Below are 17489 nucleotides of genomic sequence, written 5' to 3'. Positions count from 1 at the left end.
CGGGGGGCGTTGACGCCCCTGCCGGCCGCCGCGCGGGTGTCGTAGAGTCGAGCGCCATGACCGAGGTGATGGTGCGCGTCAACGGGGTGGACCTGTGCGCCGAGACCTTCGGCGAGCCCGGAGCGCCGGCGATCCTGCTCATCTCCGGGGCCGCCGCGTCGATGGACTGGTGGGACGCCGAGTTCTGCCGGCGCCTGGCCGCGGGCGGCCGGTTCGTCATCCGGTACGACCACCGCGACACCGGCCGCTCGGTGAGCCATCCGCCGGGCGCGCCCGGCTACGGCGGCCCCGATCTGGCCGATGACGCGGCGGGCCTGATCGACGTGCTCGCGGGCGGCCGCGCCCACGTGGTGGGACTGTCGATGGGCGGCGGCATCGCGCAGTACCTCGCGGTCGAGCACGCCGGCCGGGTCTCGACGCTGACGCTGATGTCGACCAGCCCCGGCCCGGCGAGCGATCTGCCCCCGATGGCGGACCGGCTCAGGGCGGCGCTCGCCGACCCGGCGCCCGAGCCGGACTGGGCCGACGAGCAGGCGGTCGTCGAGTACCTCGTGGAGGAGCAGCGTCCGTTCTCCGGCCCGGACTCCTTCGACGAGGCCCACGTGCGCGAGGTGGCCCGCCGGGTCGTCGCCCGCACGGTCAACCCGGAGTCGAGCGTGAAGAACCACTGGCTCCTCGAGGGAGGCCAGGACACGCGGCCCCGGCTGGGCGAGGTGACCGCGCCGACACTCGTCATCCACGGCGCCGAGGACCCGTTCTTCCCGCCCGGGCACGCGGTCGCGCTGGCGCGCGAGATCACCGGCGCCCGGCTGCTCCTGCTCGACGGGGTGGGCCACGAGGTCCCGCCGCGCACGACGTGGGACGTCGTCGTGCCCGCACTGCTGCGGCACACCGCGCCGTGATCCGCCACGCCGGCGGCACGCCCTCGGCACGTGAGCGCGCCGCGGCGGCCCGTGCCCGGGCGGCCGCAGGCCGGCCGAGGCCGATCGGACCTCAGGTCATGGTGCGGGCGAGCCGGAGACCGAGGTCGTCGATGGCGAACGTGGGGTGACTGCGGCGGCGCACGGATGCTCCGCAGCCCCGCACCGGCTCGGCCCAGCTTCCGCCGCGGAAGATGCGATAGGAGCCGTAGACCTCCTCGTCGTAGAGGTCCCAGCACCACTCCCACACGTTGCCCAGCATGTCGTGCAGCCCCCAGGGGTTGGGCGCCTTGCCGCCGACGTCGCGGACCCCGCCCCCGGAGTTGCCCGCGTGCCAGGCGATGTCGTCGATCTCCCCGTACCGGTAGCCGGTGGTACCCGCCTTGCAGGCGTACTGCCACTCCGCCTCGGTCGGCAGCCGATAGCCGCCGGACGACCAGTCGCAGATCACTTCCCCGGTCCGTGCGTCGCGGGAGTAGGCCTGGCCCAGTCCGGACCGGGCCGAGACCCGGTTGCACACGTCGATCGCGTCGAGCCAGCTGACGTTCGTCACCGGCGCGGCGCCGCGCACGGCGGGATCGGGATCGGCTCCCGTGGCGGCACGGTGGAGGTCCGCCGTGACGGGATACCGGCCGAGCAGGAAGGGAGCGATCTCGGCCCGCCAGCGGGTGCCGAGCCGGTCGTCTCGAAGGTCCACGGCCCCACCGGGGACAGGAACCATCGAAAAGGCCATCGGGTCGTCGGTCAAGGGGTGCACACGGTTCAGGCTACGGGCCGGCCGGGGTACGCGGCGCCGGTCGTCAGGTGGCGCCGAGCCGGGCCCGGAGATCCTCGAGCGCCTCGGAGAGCAGGTCGAGCGCCTTCGCGATCCACGGCAGCGCGAGGGGATCCGGCGATGTCAGCGCGGTCCAGCGCATCGCCTCGCTGTCGCCGTACAGCAGGCTGGTCGCGACGCGGACCCGCATCGCCCCGGCCGGCTCCCCGAAGGCGCTGCCCGGCAGTACCACCACCCCGTGCCGGTCGAGCAGCAGGGCGGCGGCCTCGGCGTCCGTACGCCCCGCCCCCAGCGGCGACAGGTCCGGGTACAGGTAGAAGGCGGCTCGTGGCGGGGCGAGCGAAGCCCCCGCCCCGGTGAAGCGGGCCGCGGCGGCGCCCGCCACGGCCGCGTGCAGGTCGCGGCTCCGGGCGATGTGCACGGTCAGCTCATCGGGTTCGGTGAACGCGAAGGCGGCGGCGTGCTGGACGGGCACCGGAGGACTCGACCAGATCTCGCTGGCGATCCCGGTGACCTGGGCTCGCAGCGCCGCGCCGGGGATCCGCGCCACGCCGAGGCGCCATCCTCCGAGCGCCAGGTTCTTGGACAGCCCGGTGGTCACGATGGTGCGCTCGGGCGCGTACTCGGCGGGCGAGGGGACGGCGACGCCGGGATCGTGCACGAGGTCCCGGTAGATCTCGTCGGAGATGACGAGCAGGTCGTGTTCCCGTGCGACGGCGCACAGCCGCCGCACGGTCTCCCGGTGCGGCAGCGTGCCGGTCGGGTTGTCGGGGATGGTCACCACGACGGCCCGGACGCCGGACGAGCGCGCGGCCCCGGCGAGCAGCGACGGGTCCGGCACGCCGCCCTGGCCCGGCAACGTGGGCAGCAGCACCGGCGGGCCGCCGGTGAGCCGCGCCTGCGCGGCGTAGCTCACCCACGAGGGACGCGGGAGCGCCACCCGGCCGCCGATCGCCAGGAGCAGCGCGTACAACAGGGGCTTGCTGCCCGGTCCGCAGACGACCAGCTCCGGATCGGTGTCCAGACCTCGGCGCCGCCAGTAACCGGCCGCCGCCGCGCGCAGTGCGGGCAGCCCCGCGACGGGTCCGTACCCTCCCCGGCCCGCGGCGGCGGACAGCGCCGCGGTCAACGCCGGATGGACGGGAAGCCCGGCCTCGCCGAAACCCAGCGGCAGGACGGGCAGTCCGGCCTGGCGGCGGCGGAGTACGGCCTCGTTGGCGGCAAGGGTGGGAGAGACCGAGACGTCGGGCATACCGTCATGGTTTCCCGGCTCCGGTGCCGTCACAAGTGAATCCCGGCGTGGGCCGCCCTCGGCTCACGCCCCGGACAGGCCGTCGGGAGAAGAGTCCGGGCCCCGGGCACAAGCGTGCCGGGGCCCGGATCGTTGGAGCCGCGTCAGGAGCTAGTTGCTCCAGTTCCGCGGCCGGGAGATGTCCAGAGCCTCCGTGGCGGGCAGGCCCGCATCGAGGCCGGCCTCCAGCAGGGCCCTGGTGGTCTCCTGCATCTTCCGAATGTCCGACCCGGGCTGTTCGGGCTCGGGCGTGGTGGATTCGTTGCTGTCAGGCATATGAAACTCCCCCTAAAGGGATCTTGGTTGTCGGTTTGCACTCACTATCGTCCGGGCGACGAGCATGGTGACCAGGAGCAATCTCGCGAGGACCGCAGCAGGTCAGGACGCCCGGCTCCCGGCCCCGGCGCATCGTTCCGCTTCGGTGGTGAGGGAGGATCACGAGGGAGAGGTGAAGCGCCGGTGCCGTCGTTCGCGCAGGTCCGCGGCCCGGGGCGCAGAGTCGGGATCGAGGGAAATCCATGAAAGCCGTCATCTACCACAAGTTCCGCCGGCCGCCGGTCCTGCGCGAGGTGGCCGACCCGGCCTGCCCGCCGCACGGGGCGGTCATCCGGGTGGAGGCCACCGGCCTGTGCCGTAGTGACTGGCACGGCTGGATGGGGCACGATCCCGCGATCAGCAGGCTTCCGCACGTGCCCGGCCACGAGTTCGCGGGCACGGTGGAGCAGGTCGGCACGGACGTGCGCGGCTGGCGGGCCGGGGACCGGGTCACCGTGCCGTTCGTGTGCGCCTGCGGGTGTTGCCCGCAGTGCCTGGCCGGCGACCACCAGATCTGCGACGACGAGTTCCAGCCCGGGTTCACCCATTGGGGATCGTTCGCCGAGCGGGTCGCGGTGGCGAATGCCGATGTCAACCTGGTCCGGGTGCCGCCGGAGGTGAGCATGGTGGCCGCGGCGAGTCTCGGCTGCCGCTTCGCCACGGCCTTCCGCGCCGTGACGGCCCAGGGCCGGCTCGCGCCGGGCGAATGGGTCGCCGTCCACGGCTGCGGTGGTGTCGGCCTGTCCGCGATCATGATCGCCGCCGCGTACGGGGCCCGGGTCGTGGCCGTGGACGTCTCCCCCGCCGCGCTGGAGGCGGCGAGACGGTTCGGGGCCGAGGCGACGGTCGACGCGAGGTCGGCGGACGTCCCACTCGCCGTGCGCGAGGCCGCCGCCGGCGGGGCCCACCTGTCTCTCGACGCTCTCGGCAGCGCTGCCACCTGCCTGAACTCCATCGCGAGCCTGCGCAAGCACGGGCGGCACGTACAGGTCGGCCTGATGACCGGCGAGGACGCGCGCCCTCCGATCCCGATGGACCGGGTGATCGCCCATGAACTGCTCCTCGTGGGCAGCCGCGGAATGGCCGCCCACGACTATCCCGCGATGGTGGCCCAGGTTGCCGACAGAACCCTGCGGCCCGACCTCCTGGTCGGCCGGACGATCCCGCTCGACGCGGCCGCTCCGGCACTGGCCGCGATGGACCAGCCCGGCACCGCGGGAATGACAGTGATCATCCCGTAACGGCGGCGCCGGGTCCCCCGCCGCCGGGTGACCTCACGCCTTGGCGAGGTCGCGTCGTTCGGCGTGCTGCAGGACGTCGAAGGCCTCGGTGACCGAGGTGGTCCAGCCGATGGCGTCGCGCATCGCCGCGCTCGCGAAGCCCTTGTCGACCAGGTGGTCGACGAAGGCGCGGAGCCGGTCGTAGAAGCCGTAGGGGTCGAGGACGACCAGTGGCTTGTCGACCAGCCCCAATGAGCGGGCGGTCCAGATCTCGGTGAGCTCCTCGAGGGTGCCGAGCCCACCGGGGAGCACCAGGAAGGCGTCGGCCCTTCGTTCCATCTCCGCCTTGCGCGAGCGCATGTCGGAGGTGACGACCAGTTCGTCGTTGTCGAGATCGGCGATCTCGACGTGGACCATCACCTCGGGGATGACGCCGACGGTGCGCGCACCCGCCGTCCTGGCCGCCTGGGCCACGGCCCCCATGCAGGAGAGCACGGCGCCGCCGCTCACCAGGGAACAGCCGCGGCGGGCGAGTTCGGTACCGACCTCCTCGGCCAGTCTCAGATACGCGGGGTCGATCTGGCTGCTGGAGGTGCAGAACACGCACACGGAAAGGCTCATCGGCGATCCAGTCGTCTCAGCCCCCGCGAACCGGCCAGGGGAAAACCGTTCTTACAGGTCATTTCACGAGAACGTATCCGAGAAGAGGCGTGCATTTCTGTACCACCGCCATAGCAGATTCTCATGGTTCGGCATCGCAATTATTTGTGCTTGCAGGCCGCGCACGGCGGCCTAGGATTCAATTGATGATGAATCCTGCATGTCGATCGGGGCCCGGCCACGACAAGGGAGAACCACTTGAGCTGGATCGTCTTTCGGCAATGGCAGGTGACGTGGTGAGAGTGCACGCGGTGCTCGGCGTCACAGGTGCCGGCAAGACGTCGCTCGCGACCGCGGCGGCACACGCTCTGGGCGTCCCGGTGGTCGTGGCGGACCGGATCCAGTGCTTCCGCGACATACCCGTGGTGAGCAGCAGGCCCTCTCCCGATCACCGTCGCGTCTACCTGGACGACCGGACGATTCCCGAGGGAGACCTGACCGCCCACCAGGCGTACTCGAGACTGCGGCGCATCCTGGGCGGCCTCGCTGATCGCCATCGAACGGTGATACTCGAGGGCGGGTCCGTCTCGCTGCTGACGATGCTGTTCCGCGATCTGCCACGCCTCGGCTTCGAGTTGCACGCCGACGTGCTGCCGGCCCGCGCCGATTCCGGCGACCACGCCCGCCGCCGGATTCTGCACGCTCTCGACAGAGGACTATTGGCGGAGTTCCAGCGGGCCTGGGCACACGCCGGGCAGCGTGACTTCGTCAGGTCGATCGCCGGTTTCGACGTCCTGGCCGAATGGTGCGAGCGGCAGGGCAGCGGACCGGACGAGCTCGCGCGCGTGACCGGAGCGGCTCTGGCCGGCATCGTGGACGAGCTGGTGGAACGCTCACTGTCCTACACCGATCGCCAGGCCGGCGCCTTCAGGGCCGCCGGTGTCCGGCCGCTGGGGCAGGGCCGCGATCGGTGCTGCCGAATGGTGAACACCATACGCGCGCGGTCCGAAGGGACAAGCGGAGAGCCCGGCCGGAACACGTACTCCCGGCACGGCGGTGTTTCCTATGAAATTCCCCATGAGGTTCCCCACGAGACTCCCCATGAGGTGAGGTCATGACCGTGACGAAGCCGGAGCCGGCCGCCGGCCTCTGTGGTGAGTCGCACCCGATACTCGAGCGGGTGCGCGGCAGGGTCTTCCCCGCGCTGCGCGAGGCGGTCGACAAGATCGGCGAGCACGACGACCTTCTCGGCCGGATCGTCGGCTATCACCTGGGCTGGAACGACGCCGCGGGAGCGCCGGGTGAAGGTGATCGCGGCGGCCGTACGGTCGCCCTGGTGCTGACCGCCCTGGCCGCCGAGGCGGTCGGCGCGTCCACCCCGCAGACCCTGTCCTGCGCCGTCGCCATGGAACTCGCCAAGGACTTCACGCAGCTGCAGGACGACATCATCGACAATGACGAGCAACGGCGGGAACGCGCCTCGGCCTGGCGCTGCTTCGGAGTCGGGCCGGTGCTTCTGGGCGCCGACGCCATGCGCAATCTCGCGCTGGAGACCCTGGCGCGGAACCGGCCGCACGGACACAACGCCATGTGGCACCTGCAGGACACCCTGAGCCGGGTCGCCATAGGCCAGGCCCGCGACCTCTCCTTCGAACAGCGCCCCTGGAGCGGGCCGCGCAGCGTGACGCTGCCCGAATACCGGGCGATGGCGGAGCAGAAGGCCGCCGCGTTGTTCGAATGCGCCCTGTCGCTGGGAGCCGTGCTCCACGGCGCGGACCCGGGTGTCGTCTCTGGACTGGTCCAGGCCGGCCACGACCTCGGTCTGGCCTCCCAGGCCCTCGACGACCTCCTCGACATCTGGGGCCCGCCCGGTCCTCCGGGGAGCGGTTTCAACGACCTGCGGCAGGGCAAGAAGAGCCTTCCCATCATCGCCGCGCTCGCCACCGGCACCGAGGCGGCCCGCGACCTCGCGCACGTGTTGTCCGGGCCGCTCCACGACGAGGACCGGCTCCGTCTGGCCGCGGACCTCATCGACGCCGCCGGCGGACGACACGCCGCCGAGCGCGAAGCCCGGAGCCGCTACCGCGCGGCGATGGCCCGCCTCGGCGACCTTCAGCTGCCCTGCGAAAAGCAAGCGGAGCTGATCGAGGTCAGCGCGCTCCTCGGCCTCCGCGGAGCCAATCAGTCGGTCATGCTCGGCACCCTCTGACCACCGCTGCGTGGCCCGATGCGGACCACACGATCAAGACAGGGCGGAACTTGCCTGCTGCGGCACTAGTTCAGCCAGGAGTCGCGGCGCCGCGTACCGTCCCCGGCGTCTTCGGCGTCCCGCTCCCGCCTGGCCCTCATGTCGTCGAGCAGCGGCTTCAGCTCGTCCGCCAGGCGTTCGGGCAGGTCCCTCTCCATGACCTGGTGCAGCCGGTCGAGATCCGCCTGCGCCTCGAGCCACCGCCGGTTGACCGCGGCCTTCATGACCTCCACGCTCTGCACGCTCGCCTGCAGTTCCTCCTTCAGCCTCCTCGCCGCGGTCACGTCCTCGCGGGCGGCCGCGACGACGTCCGCGACGGCGGCTCTGGCCAGCCGGGAGAGGTACAGGTTGACGACGATCATGAGGAACCCCGCACCGAGGACGAACGCGGTCGCGCCCACCTGCGGATGACCGGTCATGATGACGCAGGAAGCGGCCATCGCGAGGAGTCCCACTCCGCCGGCGAACAGGGCGGGCTTCGCCTGGGGCGGCGCTGGGGGGACATCGGAAGATCCCACGTTGACCTCCGGGAACGGGGGGTGAGGAACCGTCCTTTCACAGATCGTGCGGCCAGGTCAAGAGCGGCCCCTTGCGTCGCTTATGACCTGCTCAGCGCTCTGACGTCGCAGAGCCCGGGCCGAGCCGCGTCCGCTCAGGCGGTCTCGGCCGGAGTGGCGGAGCCGATCCGGGCGGCGAGCTCCGGCCGCAGCGGATACGGAGCCTCGGCGGGCAGCAGTCCCCGCGCCTCGTCCAGTCGCCCGGCGCCGACGAGGTCGTGAACCGTCCGGACGTGGGCGGTGAGGTCGTCGATGCCGACGATCCAGTCGGTGAGGTAGCGGCGGACGGCCTCGCCGGACAGCCCGATCTGCAGCGACCGGTACGGGAGCGGCTGCAGACGCAGGTCGCGCTCGGGATCCCACTGGAGCCGTACGGGCAGGTGCCGGGTCTCCAGCCAGGCGTCCCGGTCAGCGTGGACGTTCCGGTCGTAGTGGCTCAGGCAGCTGTGGCGCAGGGCCCATTCGAAACCGGCACGGTCCAGGCGGATGGCCAGGACGTGCTCCTGGCCGGGCTTGGCGGCCCAGCCGCACCGGTACATCATCCACAGGAACGACGGCTTGATCCACGTCATCCGGTCACGCTTGAAGGCCTCCGGAAATCGTCCGGACTCGGCGGCGGGGCGTCCGATCTCCGGTCCGTACGCCTGGTACACCGTGATCGTCGAGTCATCGTGCGCGGCACGAATCTGCCGGTACGGAACGTTCATCCCGCCATCATCGCGAGCCGCCCCGATGCCGGCGAGGCATTTTCCGGACCGCATCCCCGTGATCGGCCGAGCGGGGGTCCGGTGGCGCAGGCGAAACCCGATGACACGCCGTGCGCAACCGAACCGTCCCAAGGTGTTGTCCAACCGAATACCGTTCGGTAGCGTCGTCGCGTGACGGATATCTTCGACGACCTCATGGCCGAGTACGAGCAGCTGGACGCCGTCCTCGCCGCCCTCACCCCCGCCCAGTGGTCCCACCCCTCGGCGGCCGGAGGCTGGACCGTCTCCGATGTGGTCCTCCACCTGGCCCAGACCGAGGAGCTCGCCGCCGCCTCGGTCGCGGGCGACGACGCCCTGTTCGCCCGCAGGCCCCCCGGCGACGTCGACGCCGTGGCGGACGAGCTCGTGGCCGCCCAGCGCGACATCACTCCCGCCGACCTCCTGGCCCGCTGGCGCACGGCCGCCTTCGCCACCCCCGCCGCCCTGCGCGCCGTCCCCCACGGCACCCGTCTGTCGTGGGTGGCCGCCCCCCTGTCCCCGGCGACCCTCGCCACCACCCGCCTGGCCGAGCACTGGGCCCACGCCTCCGACATCACCGTCCCTCTCGGCATCCCGTACCCCGACACCGCCCGCCTGCGCCACATCGCCTGGCTCGGCCACCGCACCCTGCCGTACGCCTTCGCCGTCGAGGGCCTCGAGGGCGGCCCCGTCCGCTGTGAGCTCACCTCACCCGGCGGCGACCTCTGGCACTTCGGCGACCCCGCCGCGCCGTCCACCGTCACGGGCCCCGCCGCCGACTTCTGCCGCGTCGGCGCCCGCCGGCTCACCCCCGCCGGCTCGGCGCTGAAGGCGACCGGACCGCACGGGCTCCAGGCGCTCGCCGTGCTCCGCAACTACGCCTCCTGAGCGCCGCATTCCGGTCAGCCCGCGAAGTGCCGTCCGAGCACGGACGCGAACACCTCCGGATCGGCAACGTGCGACTGGCCTTCGATGATCCGCCGTTCGGCCTTCGGGACCGACGCCGCGATCGCGTCCGCGGCGCTGTCGAAGAAGCCGGTCCGCAGACCTCCCATGTGCGGATCAGGCAGCCCGCCGGTCGCGACCAGCGTCGGCTGCGTGATGGTCGCGAGCCGGGCGGCCGGTGGCCGCCCGTCTCCCAGACAGGCCGCGTCGTAGGCGAGCGTGGGTGCGAGCGCCTCGAGAGCTGGCCAGAACGACGAGTCCCGCGCTCCGGCGATGGCCTCGTCGGGTGAGCCCGCCAGCCGCATGAAGAGTTCGATCGCGTCCGCCCGGCGGCCGTCGGCGAGCACCGCCGTCAGCCGGGCGACGTACTGCGACCAGAGCCGTACCGCCGCGTCGTCGCCCATGTACGGGACCTCGTACACCGCGAGCCTGCCGATGGCGAGTCCGGCGGCGGCCGCCTCCAGTGCGAGGGCGCCACCCGACGAGGCGCCGAACAGGTGTGCCGCCCCACCGGCCTCGCCGATCAGCGCGTCGATGTCTTCGAGCTCGCGTTCCACCGCGTACGGGAGGGTGTCGCCGCTGCCGCCCCGGCCGCGGCGGGCGTAGTTGTACACGCGGAAATTCCGCGCCAGCTCAGGCACGAGCGCCGCGTTCTCCGAGCCGTCGTCGAGGCCCCCGCCCACCAGGATGACCGCCGGACCGGTGCCGGCGCGCTCGTACGCGATCGACGTGCCGTCTTTCGACACCACACGGTTCATCCGAGCTCCTCGAACAGGTCCGGTATGAAGCGGACGAGCGACCGCAGTTCGTACGCCAGGCATGTAGCGAGGTCGGCGTGGATGCGGGCCGGCATCTCCCGCGTTAAGTCAAGCGCATGCGCGACGCGGCCGCCAAGGACGCGAGCACCGTGCGGGCCTTCGAGGCGCAGTACTATCTGCCGGAGGCACGCCTCACCGTCACGACCATCCCGGACACCGGCCACGATCTCGCCCTGTCCACCACGGCCCCGACGACCGATGCCCTCATGCTCCGCTGGGCACTGGCGACCATCGCTCCCTGAGCCCGGGAGCGTGGTCCTCCCGAAGAGGATGTGACAGCGCGATGACACAGCGCTCCCCCGACACCGAAACGTGGATCCGGCACTACCACCAGGCGGCGGACGGCGCCGTACGCCTCCTGTGCTTTCCGCACGCCGGCGGCTCGGCGAGTTTCTACTTTCCGGTCTCCGCCCAGTTGTCGCCGGCCGTCGGGGTCGGCGCGGTCCAGTACCCGGGCCGGCAGGACCGCCGCGCCGAGGGCAACATCGACAACATCCCCGATCTGGCGGACGCGATCTTCCACGCGGTCCGCCGTCTGGACGAGCGCCCGCTGGCGTTCTTCGGGCACAGCATGGGGGCCGTGCTCGCCTACGAGGTGGCACTGCGGCTGGAACAGGACGGCGCGGCCCCACTGGTCCGGCTGGTGGTGTCCGGACGGCGGGCACCCTCACGTCACCGCACGACGCTCGTGCACCAGCAGGACGACCAGGGCATCATCGCCGAGCTGCGCCGGCTCAGCGGCACCCAGTCGGACCTGCTCGGCGACCCGGAGACCGTCGAGATGATCCTGCCGGCCATCCGGAACGACTACCGCGCCATCGAGACCTACCGCCCGGTGCCCGGCCGGTCGCTGAGCTGCCCGGTCGTCGCCTACGTCGGCGACCAGGACCCCCAGGTGACGATCGACGAGGCCAAGTCCTGGGCCGACCACACCACCGGCCCGTTCGACCTGCGCGTCTTCCCCGGCGGCCATTTCTACCTCATCGACCGCAGCAAGGAGATCATCCAGACGCTCCGCGACGACCTGGCCGCCGTGCGCTAGCCGGTGCGCGGCGTCACGCGGGGATGTCGCGGCGGCGGAGCCCGGCCAGCCCCACGCCGGCGAGGGCGATCGCGATGACCACCAGCGTGACCAGCGGGGTGACCGAGATCGCGCCGCCGGGCAGTTTCGGAATATGGGTGAAGGGCGAGACGTCCAGCAACCACTGGCTGAGCTCCAGGAGCGCGCCGACCTGCCCCAGCACCACGAAGAGGCCGAGCGCCCCCCAGCCCGCCGACGCGTAGCGCGGGAAGTGCCCGAACAACGCGACCCCTATCGCGACCAGCACCCAGACCGCGGGCAGCTGAACCGCCGCGGCACCCAGCAGGCGGGGAACCTGCTCGCCGACGTCGCCGCCGGCCAGCCCCGCCGTCAGGGCGCCCGTGAGCAGCATGACGACCGGTCCCAGGACCGCGAAGATCAGATGGCTGGCCGCCCACTGCAGCCGGCCGGCCCCGGTGGCCAGGACGGACTCGGCCCGCAGGCCGCTCTCCTCGGAACGCAGCCGGAGGACGCCCTGGATCGCGTACGCCGCGGCGACGATCCCCATGAGGCTCATCATGCTGCCGAGCCAGGCGTCGACCAGCCCGCCGGTGCCTCCCAGCTGGGCGAGGGCCTTCTCCAGGCCAGGGCTCGGGTTGTCCGCCAGCCCCTCCTCGACGGTCTTGGCGAGGCCGCCGTACAGGAAACCGGCTAGGGCGAACCCGACGAGCCAGCTGATCTGCGCGTTCCGCTGGAGGCGCCAGGCAAGGCCCAGCGGCGACCGCAGGGCCGGTGCCGCGGCGGCCGGGCCGGGACGGTCCGGCAGCAGGCCCGCGCCGAGGTCCCGGCGGCCGGACAACGCGACGGCCGCCGCGACGAGCACGGCGGTGAAGGCGACGGCCGGCACGAGCACCCACCAGCGGTCGCCGGCAAAGGGCCGGATCTGGTTCGCCCAGCCGAACGGCGACAGCCACGACACCCACGACAGCCCGCCGCCCTGCTGGCCGCTGACGTCACCGACGCCCCGCAGCGCGAAGGCCGCGCCGACGACCGCGAGGGCGATCCCGCGTGCACTCATGGCGCTGGTGGTGAGCTGTGCCGCCACTCCCCCGACCGCGCCGAAGACGATTCCCACGACGACCCACTGCGCGCCCTGCGCCCACGCCCCGCCCGCGGACAGGCCCTGACCCGACACGGTCACCGCGACGATCACCATGGCGACGAGGCCGACCAGGAACGTCACGACCAGCACCGCCATCAGGGCCGCGTGCCGGCCGATCACGGCCGCGCTCACCAGTTCGCGGCGTCCGCTCTCCTCTTCGACCCGGGTGTGCCGGATGACGAAGAGGACGGTGGCCAGCGCGAAGAACACCGGGATGGCGCCTGACCGCCAGGTGGCCAGTTCACCAAGGCTCGAGCCGTACAGGCGGCCGTAGAGCACCATGAGCGCCGAGTTGCTCTCCATGTCGGCGGCGAAGCCCCGCAGCTCGGCGGCCGTCGGGTAGAGCCCGTCGAGGGAGCTGACGGCGGTGACCGGGAAGAGGGCGAGCAGCAGCCACAGCGGCAGCAGCCACCGGTCCCGCCGCAGGATGAGACGGATGAGCCTGCCGGTGCCCGTCAGGGTGTTCATCGCGCCGCCTCCGCCGGGCTCTGGTCGGCCGCGGGGGCCGACTCGTAGTGCCGCAGGAACAGCTCCTCCAGCGTGGGCGGCCGGCTGACCAGGCTGCGCACGCCCGCGGAGGTGAGCCGGCGCAGCACGGCGTCGAGCTGGTCGGTGTCGACGGCGAACCGGACGTGGCCGTCGTCGGTCCGCAGGTTGTGCACCCCGGGCATGGCGGCGAGCCCGTCCGGCGCGGACGCCAGCTCGGCGTCGATGGAGGTACGGGTCAGATGGCGCAGGTCGGAGAGGCTGCCGGTCTCCACCGTGCGGCCCTCGCGGATGATGGTGAGCCGCTCGCACAGCGCCTCGACCTCGGCGAGGATGTGGCTGGACAGCAGCACGGTCCGCCCGTTCTGGAGCTGCTCCCGGATGACCTCGCGGAAGACCTCCTCCATCAGGGGGTCCAGGCCCGAGGTGGGTTCGTCCAGGATCAGCAGCTCGACGTCGGAGGCCAGCGCGCCGATGAGCGCCACCTTCTGCCGGTTGCCCTTGGAGTAGGTCCGGCACTTCTTGCGCGGGTCCAGGGCGAAACGCTCCAGCAGGTCCGCGCGGCGCTGCCGGTCCAGGCCGCCGCGCAGCCGGCCGAGCAGGTCGATCACCTCGCCGCCGCTGAGGTTGGGCCACAGCATCACATCGCCGGGCACGTACGCCAGGCGGCGGTGCAGCTCGGTCGCCTCGGTCCAGGGGTCACCGCCCAGGAGGGAGACGGTGCCGCCGTCGGCCCGCATCAGCCCGAGCAGGACACGGATGGTGGTGGTCTTGCCGGCACCGTTGGGGCCGAGGAAGCCGTGCGCCTCCCCGGTGCGCACCGTGAGATCCAGCCCGTCGAGCGCGCGCACGTGCCCGAACGTCTTCACCAAAGCGTCGACGCGAATCGCCTCGGTCATCGCTGTGCTCCTTCTTCCGCATCCTCCGCGGAGCGCGGTTGTGCGGCGGTAGGACTTCGCTGCGCCTGCAGCCGGTCGTACGCCGCCCGTGCCTGAGCGGCCACTTCGGGAGTGATCAGAGCGTTGGAGTGCAGATCCAGCATTCCCCTGCTTATCCGCAGGTTTCCTTCGCGGCTGGTGACGTCGGTCCCCAGCGCGCGGTGCACGTGGTCGTACATGACCAGCAGGCCGACCTGCATCCCGACGAACGCCGCCGCGTAGGCCCGGAAGTCCGTCGAGGTGCCCGGCTGGTTCTGGGCCAGCCATTCCTCGCTGAGATCGACGAGGCGATCGAAGCGCGCCGCGGCCGCCCGCGATCCGTCGATCATCGAGCGTCCGAGGTAGCGATGGAGCAGCAGGGTCGTCGGATGGACGGCGGGCAGGAACCCCGGATCGGCCATCTGGCCCTCCGCGACCACCTGCTCGCCGATGCGCATGAGCCGCTCCACGGCATAGCCGTCACAGGCGTCCCGCAGCGCTTCCTTCGACCCGAAATGGTGCCGGATCAGCCCCGACGACACACCGGCCGCCTTGGCGATGTCCCGCACCGACACACCGTCGATGCCCTTGTCCGCGAACAGGCGCAACGCCGCGTCCCTGATCCGCGCGCGAGCGGTCAGATCCTCGAACGCCGGGTCGTCGGCCTGGCGGGACACTCGACCTCCCGAGCTACACAGCCGTGTAGGAAACTGCCTGCTACGGCAAGAAGCTATACCTACGGGTGGTGGCGTACAAGGCCCTCCCCGGCCGGCAGGTGACAGTGAACTCACGGCGCGCACGGCCGAGCCCACAAGCCTCACACCGGGCTCGATCTCGCTCGCCGCCCTCATCTACAACGACGTGCTGGACAAGGCGGCGGCCTCCTGCGATTCGCTCATGCCGGACGCGTGGCATCTCGACCGCGGGCAGGTCGATGCCCCAGCCGCTCACCGATCTGAGCGACACCTACCGGAGACTCGGCGGGGACGAACGGGCGGGCCGGCTGCTGCACGACGCGCACGTCCTCGCCCGGCAGTGCAGGGCGAACGTGCTGGACGCGTTCCAGACCTGTGGCGCCGGGGAGGGAGAGTTCGATGACCCGGGTCACAACCCGGCCCACAGCAGCCTGAGCGACGCCGAACAGCGGGTGGCGGCGCTGGCCGCCGAGGGCAACACGAACCGGGAGATCTCGAGAAAGCTGTACATCACCGTCAGCACGGTGGAACAGCACCTGACGAAGATCTACCGCAAGCTGAACGTGAAGCGCTTCGACCTGAAACTGGCGCTCCAGGACCTGGACAGGGAGGCCGCGGTCCACAACGGCGCCCTGGCGCTGGGGCAGGTCACGCTGCCCGGCTCCGACCCGATCCGCGGCCACGAATCCCGCGGCTGCGACGGGGAGTCGCTCACCGGCCGCCGGGAGCACGGCTACCGGTCGAGACCCCCGACGGACCTCAGCGCGTAATAGGGGTGGGAGTACGGGTATCAAGGTGGCGAATGTCACCCATCATTGAGCCAGTGGTGTTTCCCACCGACCTTGACAAATCCAGCCGTGCTCAAAAGGGACACGCGGAGGTGCTCAAATGGACGAACACACCAGGCTCTTATCGGGCAACGGATCGATCGACGTCGTACTCGAAGGAGGGCCGGACAACCTGCCCCGGGCGATGCGGACCGGGCGATCCGCCCTCACCGAAAGAAGGCTGAAGATCCGCCACCGCAACGGGTACGAGCATTTCGAGCTGGTCGGCGAGTCGACCGCCGCGACACCGGCGACCTTCCGCTGGATCATGCGCACGAAAATCGCCGAATAGCCTGGTGCGGGCCGCACGGAAAGCCGAAAGTCCAGGTCCCCCTCGTACCCCGGGTGGGACTCGAACCCACACTCCGCGGATTTTAAGTCCGCTGCCTCACTGCCTGATTGGGCTACCGGGGCCCGAAACGATATCGAGCGTCACGCCGTACCGGCGCGACCAATGAATAATCTAGGCAGGACGCGATGCGGGGTCAGCCCCTACCTCCGGGATCGGCACCCCTACCTTCGAAAGCGCCACCGCTGAGCCCCCCATATCCGGTCCGGCCAGATCGGCACCGGCCCGCACAGAGCGACGAAGGAGAAGGCGTGACGGACGGCACGGGATCGTTGCTGGCGATCAGCGATCTGCACGTCGGATTCGGCGAGAACCGGAGGCTGGTGGAGGGCCTGCGGCCCGGGTCGGACTCGGACTGGCTGCTGTTCACCGGGGACGTGGCCGAACGGGTCGCCGACGTCGAATGGGCGCTGCGCACCCTCAGCCACCGCTTCGAGACGGTGGTGTGGGTGCCGGGCAACCACGAGCTGTGGACCCCCAAGGACGATCCGGTGCAGTTGCGTGGCGAGCAGCGCTACCGGCATCTGGTCCAGATGTGCCGCGGCCTCGGCGTGGTGACGCCCGAACGCCGGCTGGCGGCACGGGACACGAGCATGCCGACCGTACTGGTCAACCACTTTCCCCTGGTGCGCGAACCGACCCTGGTGCTGCGCCTCCCACGGTTCGCGCTCTGGTGCGGCACCGAGCGCACGGCCGAGTGGCATCTGAAGTACCAGGCGGCGGCGGTCGTCTACGGCCACCTCCACATCCGCCGGACCATGTGGCACGACGGGGTCCGCTTCGAGGAGGTCTCCCTCGGTTATCCGCGCGAATGGGGCCGGCGCGGCGGCCCGGGAGGGCTGCGGCGCGTCCTCCCCGCCGGGCCGCCATGATCGAAAACATCCTGCCGCCCCAGGTGGCCACGGCCGAGGCGTACCTCGACCCTCCCGGCGCCTACCTGTTCCCCGCCGAGAGGGAGCTGATCCGCAGGTCGGTGGACAAGCGGCGCCGGGAGTTCACCACCGTCCGCTGGTGCGCCCGCCGCGCGATCGAGGACCTCGGCGGGGCTCCCGCCCCCATCCTGCACGGCGAGCGCGGCGCTCCGCTGTGGCCGGACGGCATCGTGGGAAGCATGACCCACTGCGACGGCTACCGGGCCGCCGCGGTCGCCCACCGGGCGGACGTGCTCACGATCGGGATCGACGCCGAACCCCACGCGCCGCTGCCGGAGGGGGTGCACGAGAGCATCGCCCTCCCGGCGGAGACGCATCGCGAGGACGTCCTGCGCCGCGCCGCCCCGGACATTCACTGGGACCGGCTGCTGTTCAGCGCGAAGGAGAGCGTCTACAAGGCATGGTTCCCGCTCACCCATCGCTGGCTGGGCTTCGAGCAGGCCGACGTCGTCCTCCGCCCGGACGGCGGCTTCAGCGCCAGGCTGCTCACCACCACCGGGGACCTTGCTCCCCCGTGCTTCGACGGAACATGGCTGGTCATGGACGGCCTGCTGGTGACCGCGATCGCCCTGCCGCCGGATCCTGCCCCGCGGACGGCGCCCTCCGCCGTCGGCCCGCCGCCGGGCGGGGCGTAGGGGTGCGCCCTGCCGGGTGCTGATCGCCATGCCGGGGCGGGCGCGGCGGTC

The 17489-nt window shown here is 71.7% G+C and carries 21 protein-coding genes and 1 tRNA gene; 11 read left to right on the top strand and 11 right to left on the bottom strand.

Translation table 11 applies throughout. The features are described 5' to 3' along the window. Positions 1 to 56: 56 nt before the first annotated feature. A complete protein-coding gene (locus tag ACRYCC_RS15835) occupies positions 57 to 902 on the top strand; it encodes an alpha/beta fold hydrolase (RefSeq protein ID WP_433812713.1) in 846 nt (281 codons plus the stop codon). Positions 903 to 993: 91 nt separating this feature from the next. Here ACRYCC_RS15835 and ACRYCC_RS15830 read toward each other — a convergent pair whose 3' ends face one another. From ACRYCC_RS15830 to ACRYCC_RS15820, 3 genes are all read right to left on the bottom strand, one after another. Next, positions 994 to 1641, bottom strand: coding sequence for a formylglycine-generating enzyme family protein (locus ACRYCC_RS15830; protein WP_490885252.1), 648 nt, complete (start codon positions 1639 to 1641; stop codon positions 994 to 996). A gap of 79 nt (positions 1642 to 1720) precedes the next feature. Continuing rightward, on the bottom strand, positions 1721 to 2947 hold the full coding sequence (locus ACRYCC_RS15825; protein ID WP_433812710.1) for a pyridoxal phosphate-dependent aminotransferase: 1227 nt from the start codon (positions 2945 to 2947) through the stop codon (positions 1721 to 1723). 150 nt (positions 2948 to 3097) lie between these two features. Further along, on the bottom strand, positions 3098 to 3262 hold the full coding sequence (locus tag ACRYCC_RS15820; RefSeq protein WP_433812708.1) for a hypothetical protein: 165 nt from the start codon (positions 3260 to 3262) through the stop codon (positions 3098 to 3100). 242 nt (positions 3263 to 3504) lie between these two features. Between ACRYCC_RS15820 and ACRYCC_RS15815 the strand changes: the two genes are divergently transcribed. Then, positions 3505 to 4542 carry a zinc-dependent alcohol dehydrogenase family protein gene (locus tag ACRYCC_RS15815; RefSeq protein WP_433812706.1) on the top strand — a complete coding sequence of 346 codons (1038 nt, stop codon included), beginning with the start codon at positions 3505 to 3507 and terminating at the stop codon, positions 4540 to 4542. 33 nt (positions 4543 to 4575) lie between these two features. Here the strand turns inward: ACRYCC_RS15815 and ACRYCC_RS15810 are convergent, their stop codons facing one another. Then, positions 4576 to 5142 carry an LOG family protein gene (locus tag ACRYCC_RS15810; protein WP_433812705.1) on the bottom strand — a complete coding sequence of 189 codons (567 nt, stop codon included), beginning with the start codon at positions 5140 to 5142 and terminating at the stop codon, positions 4576 to 4578. 275 nt (positions 5143 to 5417) lie between these two features. Between ACRYCC_RS15810 and ACRYCC_RS15805 the strand changes: the two genes are divergently transcribed. Both ACRYCC_RS15805 and ACRYCC_RS15800 read left to right on the top strand, forming a co-directional pair. Beyond that, on the top strand, positions 5418 to 6239 hold the full coding sequence (locus ACRYCC_RS15805) for an isopentenyl transferase family protein (RefSeq protein ID WP_433812703.1): 822 nt from the start codon (positions 5418 to 5420) through the stop codon (positions 6237 to 6239). Further along, the gene (locus ACRYCC_RS15800) at positions 6236 to 7330 is read left to right on the top strand and encodes a polyprenyl synthetase family protein (protein WP_433812701.1); all 1095 of its coding nucleotides are present in this window, start codon (positions 6236 to 6238) and stop codon (positions 7328 to 7330) included. Before ACRYCC_RS15805 ends, ACRYCC_RS15800 begins: the two co-directional genes overlap by 4 nt. Positions 7331 to 7395: 65 nt before the next feature. Here the strand turns inward: ACRYCC_RS15800 and ACRYCC_RS15795 are convergent, their stop codons facing one another. Beyond that, positions 7396 to 7887: a hypothetical protein gene (locus tag ACRYCC_RS15795; RefSeq protein WP_433812700.1), complete on the bottom strand. Its 492-nt coding sequence runs from the start codon at positions 7885 to 7887 to the stop codon at positions 7396 to 7398. 134 nt (positions 7888 to 8021) lie between these two features. Beyond that, a complete protein-coding gene (locus tag ACRYCC_RS15790; protein WP_433812698.1) occupies positions 8022 to 8633 on the bottom strand; it encodes a DUF4291 domain-containing protein in 612 nt (203 codons plus the stop codon). A 171-nt stretch (positions 8634 to 8804) separates the two neighbouring features. On the opposite strand from ACRYCC_RS15790, the gene ACRYCC_RS15785 reads away from it, so the two are divergent. After that, a complete protein-coding gene (locus ACRYCC_RS15785; RefSeq protein WP_433812697.1) occupies positions 8805 to 9539 on the top strand; it encodes a maleylpyruvate isomerase family mycothiol-dependent enzyme in 735 nt (244 codons plus the stop codon). Between the two features lie 14 nt (positions 9540 to 9553). Here ACRYCC_RS15785 and ACRYCC_RS15780 read toward each other — a convergent pair whose 3' ends face one another. Beyond that, positions 9554 to 10354, bottom strand: a complete 801-nt coding sequence (locus tag ACRYCC_RS15780; RefSeq protein WP_433812695.1) for an alpha/beta fold hydrolase — start codon at positions 10352 to 10354, stop codon at positions 9554 to 9556. Between the two features lie 116 nt (positions 10355 to 10470). On the opposite strand from ACRYCC_RS15780, the gene ACRYCC_RS15775 reads away from it, so the two are divergent. Together ACRYCC_RS15775 and ACRYCC_RS15770 are read left to right on the top strand one after the other, a co-directional pair. Then, positions 10471 to 10656 (top strand): hypothetical protein, encoded by a 186-nt coding sequence (locus tag ACRYCC_RS15775; RefSeq protein ID WP_433812694.1) that lies wholly within the window; start codon positions 10471 to 10473, stop codon positions 10654 to 10656. A 41-nt stretch (positions 10657 to 10697) separates the two neighbouring features. Then, entirely contained in the window at positions 10698 to 11456 is a 759-nt protein-coding gene (locus ACRYCC_RS15770; RefSeq protein ID WP_433812692.1) for a thioesterase II family protein, read from the top strand. A 13-nt stretch (positions 11457 to 11469) separates the two neighbouring features. Here the strand turns inward: ACRYCC_RS15770 and ACRYCC_RS15765 are convergent, their stop codons facing one another. From ACRYCC_RS15765 to ACRYCC_RS15755, 3 genes are read right to left on the bottom strand one after another with little or no spacing between them, the layout of a single operon-like run. Next, on the bottom strand, positions 11470 to 13065 hold the full coding sequence (locus ACRYCC_RS15765) for an ABC transporter permease (protein ID WP_433812690.1): 1596 nt from the start codon (positions 13063 to 13065) through the stop codon (positions 11470 to 11472). Further along, positions 13062 to 13982, bottom strand: a complete 921-nt coding sequence (locus tag ACRYCC_RS15760; protein ID WP_433812689.1) for an ABC transporter ATP-binding protein — start codon at positions 13980 to 13982, stop codon at positions 13062 to 13064. The genes ACRYCC_RS15765 and ACRYCC_RS15760 overlap by 4 nt, the downstream gene beginning before the upstream one ends. Next, positions 13979 to 14677: a TetR/AcrR family transcriptional regulator gene (locus ACRYCC_RS15755; RefSeq protein ID WP_433812687.1), complete on the bottom strand. Its 699-nt coding sequence runs from the start codon at positions 14675 to 14677 to the stop codon at positions 13979 to 13981. Before ACRYCC_RS15755 ends, ACRYCC_RS15760 begins: the two co-directional genes overlap by 4 nt. A 257-nt stretch (positions 14678 to 14934) precedes the next feature. Between ACRYCC_RS15755 and ACRYCC_RS15750 the strand changes: the two genes are divergently transcribed. Next, a complete protein-coding gene (locus tag ACRYCC_RS15750) occupies positions 14935 to 15465 on the top strand; it encodes a helix-turn-helix domain-containing protein (protein WP_433812686.1) in 531 nt (176 codons plus the stop codon). Positions 15466 to 15583: 118 nt separating this feature from the next. Beyond that, a complete protein-coding gene (locus ACRYCC_RS15745) occupies positions 15584 to 15814 on the top strand; it encodes a DUF5988 family protein (RefSeq protein ID WP_433812684.1) in 231 nt (76 codons plus the stop codon). A 45-nt stretch (positions 15815 to 15859) separates the two neighbouring features. Here ACRYCC_RS15745 and ACRYCC_RS15740 read toward each other — a convergent pair. Beyond that, positions 15860 to 15936: transfer RNA gene (locus ACRYCC_RS15740), tRNA-Leu, on the bottom strand. Positions 15937 to 16122: 186 nt separating this feature from the next. Between ACRYCC_RS15740 and ACRYCC_RS15735 the strand changes: the two genes are divergently transcribed. Both ACRYCC_RS15735 and ACRYCC_RS15730 read left to right on the top strand, forming a co-directional pair. Then, positions 16123 to 16743 carry a metallophosphoesterase family protein gene (locus ACRYCC_RS15735; RefSeq protein ID WP_433812682.1) on the top strand — a complete coding sequence of 207 codons (621 nt, stop codon included), beginning with the start codon at positions 16123 to 16125 and terminating at the stop codon, positions 16741 to 16743. Next, positions 16740 to 17438 (top strand): 4'-phosphopantetheinyl transferase family protein, encoded by a 699-nt coding sequence (locus ACRYCC_RS15730; protein WP_433812680.1) that lies wholly within the window; start codon positions 16740 to 16742, stop codon positions 17436 to 17438. Before ACRYCC_RS15735 ends, ACRYCC_RS15730 begins: the two co-directional genes overlap by 4 nt. Positions 17439 to 17489 lie beyond the last annotated feature (51 nt).

Origin of the sequence: Actinomadura scrupuli, from assembly GCF_050971785.1 — a bacterium.
In the GTDB taxonomy this organism is placed as follows: Bacteria; Actinomycetota; Actinomycetes; order Streptosporangiales; family Streptosporangiaceae; genus Actinomadura_E; species Actinomadura_E scrupuli.
This window is presented reverse-complemented; position numbering and strand designations above follow the sequence as displayed.

Bases quoted from the DNA above. Each gene is read 5' to 3' on its own strand.
- ACRYCC_RS15760 (WP_433812689.1), bottom strand. From the start codon at position 13,982: ATGACCGAGGCGATTCGCGTCGACGCTTTGGTGAAGACGTTCGGGCAC.
- ACRYCC_RS15745 (WP_433812684.1), top strand. From the start codon at position 15,584: ATGGACGAACACACCAGGCTCTTATCGGGCAACGGATCGATCGACGTC.
- ACRYCC_RS15770 (WP_433812692.1), top strand. From the start codon at position 10,698: ATGACACAGCGCTCCCCCGACACCGAAACGTGGATCCGGCACTACCAC.
- ACRYCC_RS15765 (WP_433812690.1), bottom strand. From the start codon at position 13,065: ATGAACACCCTGACGGGCACCGGCAGGCTCATCCGTCTCATCCTGCGG.
- ACRYCC_RS15820 (WP_433812708.1), bottom strand. From the start codon at position 3,262: ATGCCTGACAGCAACGAATCCACCACGCCCGAGCCCGAACAGCCCGGG.
- ACRYCC_RS15810 (WP_433812705.1), bottom strand. From the start codon at position 5,142: ATGAGCCTTTCCGTGTGCGTGTTCTGCACCTCCAGCAGCCAGATCGAC.
- ACRYCC_RS15750 (WP_433812686.1), top strand. From the start codon at position 14,935: ATGCCCCAGCCGCTCACCGATCTGAGCGACACCTACCGGAGACTCGGC.
- ACRYCC_RS15790 (WP_433812698.1), bottom strand. From the start codon at position 8,633: ATGAACGTTCCGTACCGGCAGATTCGTGCCGCGCACGATGACTCGACG.
- ACRYCC_RS15835 (WP_433812713.1), top strand. From the start codon at position 57: ATGACCGAGGTGATGGTGCGCGTCAACGGGGTGGACCTGTGCGCCGAG.
- ACRYCC_RS15730 (WP_433812680.1), top strand. From the start codon at position 16,740: ATGATCGAAAACATCCTGCCGCCCCAGGTGGCCACGGCCGAGGCGTAC.
- ACRYCC_RS15830 (WP_490885252.1), bottom strand. From the start codon at position 1,641: ATGGTTCCTGTCCCCGGTGGGGCCGTGGACCTTCGAGACGACCGGCTC.
- ACRYCC_RS15825 (WP_433812710.1), bottom strand. From the start codon at position 2,947: ATGCCCGACGTCTCGGTCTCTCCCACCCTTGCCGCCAACGAGGCCGTA.
- ACRYCC_RS15775 (WP_433812694.1), top strand. From the start codon at position 10,471: ATGCGCGACGCGGCCGCCAAGGACGCGAGCACCGTGCGGGCCTTCGAG.
- ACRYCC_RS15800 (WP_433812701.1), top strand. From the start codon at position 6,236: ATGACCGTGACGAAGCCGGAGCCGGCCGCCGGCCTCTGTGGTGAGTCG.
- ACRYCC_RS15780 (WP_433812695.1), bottom strand. From the start codon at position 10,354: ATGAACCGTGTGGTGTCGAAAGACGGCACGTCGATCGCGTACGAGCGC.
- ACRYCC_RS15815 (WP_433812706.1), top strand. From the start codon at position 3,505: ATGAAAGCCGTCATCTACCACAAGTTCCGCCGGCCGCCGGTCCTGCGC.